The organism is Lyngbya sp. CCY1209, from assembly GCF_055795065.1.
This window is the reverse complement of record NZ_JAYFER010000392.1, coordinates 1-3,248: the sequence shown is the minus strand read 5'-3', so window position 1 is coordinate 3,248 and position 3,248 is coordinate 1. Positions and strand designations below refer to the sequence as shown.

The following is a 3,248-nucleotide window of genomic DNA, read 5'->3' as shown; positions in this document are numbered from 1 at the left end:
GTTATCGTTTCCGGCGATATCCGCTGCGATGGCGGCTGCAATATCCACGGTTACTTCCCCGTCGGCGTCGGGGGTGACATCAAAGGTGTAGGTGATGTTGTCGGCGGTTTGCAGGTTGTCGGCGCTGCCGTTGCCGACGGTGATATCTGATACCTCGAACCCGGCGACTTCTTCGCCGAAGGTGGCTGTCACGGTGAAGGGCGTGTTGATTGTCTCCTCGGCATCCGTGGTGAGTGTCACCGTGGGGGCGATACCGTCTACCCGCACATCTGCTGTATTGCCCACACCGTTCAGGGTGAGGGTGGCATCGTTGTCGGTGGCATCTTGGATGGTGGCATCGCCCGTCAGGGTTAAGTCGCTGCCGAGGGTGATGCCGTCGGTGTCTTCGTTGCCTTCGGCGACGGTATAGCGGAAGGTGTGAGTCAGGGCAGATGAACCATCGCCGTTCAAGGTGGCGTTGACAGTGCCACCATTGTCCAGGGTGAGGGGCACAAGGACGCTGCCTGTTGCCGGGTTGATGGTGACGGCTTCGCTGAATGTCACCTCAAAGTCGAGATGTTCTCCGATGATGTAGGTGTCGTTGGTTGGCAGGGTGACGCCGGTAATGGTGGGGATGCGGTCAAGGGTTTGGATGCCACCCGCCTCGGGGGTGCCGGTGAGGTTGGCGGCGGCGAAGTTGATGTCGGCCAGGGCCGGGGCGTCGATGCTGAGGGTGTGGCCTTCGGTGGCTGTTGTGGCAATGTCGGCGGTGAGGAAGAGGTAGCCGGTGGCGCCGTTAGCAATGGTTCGGGTGAGTCCGGAGAAGGTGAGGCTGTTCCCCGAGTCAACGGCAGCTTGAGTGCCGAGGGAAGTGTCAGATGGGTCTAGGATTTCATCGGTGGAGTAGATGAGTTCAAACTCGCCGATGTCTGCTGCGGTGTATGTGCCGCCTGGGGTGAAGGTGATGCCGTTGAGTTCGGCGGTGTCAACGCTGACGGCGAGGTTGAGTTGGTAGAGTGTCTGGTCGGTTGCACCGGCCAGGAGGGTGGCGGCGGGAACGGTGGGTGTGGAGATGTCAACATCCGGTATGGGTAGAAAGGTTAGGTCAGTGCCGAAGCTGTTGTCATTGTTGTCATTTGTATTCTCATCATCGGCGGCGGTGTTGCCGGAACCGTAGACATTATTGCCGTTGACGGTGGGTAGAGAACCCGGCATCCCCTGGTCGTTGCCGTTACTGTTGGTGGTGGATTTCATGGCGAAGATGGCGCCACCGAAGCCTTTACCGTCGTCCTCTGTAGCGGAGTCATTACCGCCCGTTCCGCCCGTGGCACTGTTGTCGCTAAAAGTGGTGTTGGATAGGTTGAGGGAGCCACTGCGGATGAAAATAGCTCCACCCATCCCTGCACCGCCGCCACCGCCGCCGCCGCCGAAGTCGCCGCCGCCGCCGAAGCCACCGCCGCCGAAGCCACCGACGCCACCGCCGCCGCCGCCGAAGCCACCGACGCCACCACCATAATCACCCGTGCCGCCGTAGCCACCATTATTGTCTACCGAATCACCAAAAAGACCGCCGCCGCCGAAGCCACCGGCATTGCCGAACATCCCGCCACCGCCAAATGATAAAGAGGTATCACCACCATTGCCCCCCTGGGCGGTGTTGTCGGTAAAAGTGACATCCTCAACTGTCACCGTACCGGAGTAAACAAACAGGGCGCCGCCCATACCGGCGCCGCCTCCACCCAAGTAACTACTCCCCCCCTGGGCTTTACCGTTGGTGAGCGTTAAGTTCTCAAGATTCACCGTTCCCGACTTCACGAACAAAGGACGGAAACTGTCGCCCCCGCTAATGGTAGCCGTTTCTACCACCCCCGTCGTTGCCGGGTCGTCTCCCGTGATAGTGATGTTGCTATTTATCAGCCGCTTCATCACTCCGGTGACGGTGATATTCTCTTCGAGAACGATGGTATCGTCCGCCCCTCCAGCATCAGTATTGGCTTGCAAAATCGCCCAGCTCAAAGTTCCTATGGTATCGCCCAAGCCGTTGTCGGTTGTTTGTGTGACGCGAAAAATTGCCATTTTTTTAACCTCGTTGAAATGAAAAATGAAAAATGAAAAATGAAAAATGAAAGATGCTAAATGGCTCAATCCGTGGGGGGACGAGCCCAGACTTTTCTCATGGCTGGGTTCCTCCTGCCTCGGTGGATAACAAGCCGGGATAAAACAGTTCGTAAAACCAGGGGTGGGTCTGTTTCAACTCGGCATCGATGCGCGGGGAAATCTGCCGCCGCCGGGGCGGTTGAATCTTTGGGTGGGTTGAGTGGGGGTATTTGAAGCGGTAGTAACTGTCCGCTTCCTGCCGCCGCACCGTCAGGTTTTGCGGGTCGATGTCGTGGGGTTTGAGGCCCAACCAGGCGAACAGGTCGGCCATCACTGTCTCCGGTTCGCTGGTCAAATGCTCGAAGACGACGAAAAATAGGCGCTGCTGCTCCTCCGGGGGTCGGTCTTGCACGGCTTGCACCGACCGCAGGGGCCCGCCCACGACGCCTTTGGGGGCGAACAGGGCTTCGGCCCGGGCGTAGGGGGACAGGTTGGCGAGGTCGTCGGGGAAGTCGAGCCACAGGGTTTGCCGATGCTGGGCTTCGATGGAGCCGAAAATTTGCCCCAACTCCCGCACGCACACCAACATCCGCGCCTCGGGGTCGAGTTCCAGGGCTAACTCGATTTGGTTGAGCCAGCCGCGGTGCTTGTCCACCACTACCGGGGCTTCGGTTTCGTCCCACCACGCCGCGGCAAAGGCGCGGCAGGAGCGCTGGAGGCGGCGGTAGGTGCGGTCGAAGTCGCCGTCGAGTCGGGAGAGGAGGAAGTCGCTGTCGCTCAGGTGGGCGCGTAGGGTTTGCAGGGCGCCGAACAGGGGCGAACTCATGCCGTCAACGTCGATGTCGGGATGTTCGGCGAGCAGTTGGCACAGTAGGGTTGAGCCGGAACGGGGCAGTCCGGTGACGCAGACTAATTTGGGGTCGGACATGGCTGGGAATCGCGCCGAGGGAGTTGACGCGCCATTCAATGTACAAATAATCGTGATGAATTGTCGCCCTTTGCGGTGGGTGCGGAAGGGCGGCTGAGGTTTAGTTGTGGGGTGGACTCATGATGGAAAAGGAGTCAACTGAACCCGACACCTCGGGGGGGGAAAGAGTGCGTTAATGAAATGTAACGCACCGCAAATGGTGGGTTACTGGCCCCCAAACCCCCAATTCTGGGGGCTTTGAGTG

The 3,248-nt window shown here is 59.5% G+C and carries 2 protein-coding genes; both read right to left on the bottom strand.

From position 1 onward, the window contains the following. Positions 1–2,055: Ig-like domain-containing protein (locus tag AC0QHF_RS11425; protein ID WP_324704336.1), on the bottom strand; the 2,055-nt coding region annotated here is incomplete at its 3' end. A 97-nt stretch (positions 2,056–2,152) separates the two neighbouring features. Next, positions 2,153–3,004 (bottom strand): sulfotransferase family protein, encoded by an 852-nt coding sequence (locus AC0QHF_RS11420; RefSeq protein ID WP_324704335.1) that lies wholly within the window; start codon positions 3,002–3,004, stop codon positions 2,153–2,155. Positions 3,005–3,248: the final 244 nt, after the last annotated feature.

Coding starts and splice junctions, on each gene's coding strand:
- AC0QHF_RS11420 (WP_324704335.1), bottom strand. CDS start 3,004: ATGTCCGACCCCAAATTAGTCTGCGTCACCGGACTGCCCCGTTCCGGC.